Genomic DNA, 717 nt, shown 5'->3' on the forward strand with positions numbered 1-717 from the left:
GATCAGCATGGGCTGCCACTTCATGATCGTGGGTGATTAAGATAATGGTATGGCCCTGCGCTGATAAATCTTTGAGCAGCGCCATTACTTCTTTACCGCTTTGGCTATCGAGTGCACCAGTTGGCTCATCGGCAAGAATGATTTCGCCACCGTTCATCAGCGCACGCGCTATAGAAACCCGCTGCTGTTGGCCGCCAGAAAGCTCTGAAGGCTTATGGTGCATGCGATCTTCAAGGCCTAACCGGGTAAGTAATTGCTCAGCACGTTCATGGCGCTGCTCCGAGCCCATAGAGGTATAACCGGCCGGTAGCTCTGCATTGGCTAGCGCGGTGGCCCCACCCAGCAAATTGTATTGCTGGAATACGAAACCAAACGCACTACGCCGCAGGCTCGCCAGCTGATCTACGTTCATATCCGCAACCGCTTGGCCTTGGAAATGATATTCACCAGTGGTGGGCTTATCCAAGCACCCAAGAATATTCATGAGGGTGGATTTACCTGAACCCGAGCTACCCACGATGGCCACAAATTCACCGGCATTGATATCAATATTGATACCGTGCAATACCTGGGTGTTAATCGGCCCCGTTTGGTAGCTCTTGGTAAGGTTACGAATTTTAATCATTGGCTCGCGGCTGTTTTCTAGCGGCTCAGGGCTGTTTCCTGGCCGCTCAGGGCTGTTTTCGTTGCCGCTTGCGGCTTGCTTCGAAGCTTGGT

Annotated in this window: 1 protein-coding gene; it reads right to left on the reverse strand. The window is 52.4% G+C overall.

The features are described 5' to 3' along the window. On the reverse strand, positions 1–717 hold a 717-nt coding region (locus VT06_RS16930), incomplete at both ends, for an ABC transporter ATP-binding protein (RefSeq protein ID WP_369796929.1).

It is taken from the genome of Arsukibacterium sp. MJ3, assembly GCF_000987765.1.
Lineage (GTDB): Bacteria > Pseudomonadota > Gammaproteobacteria > Enterobacterales > Alteromonadaceae > Alishewanella.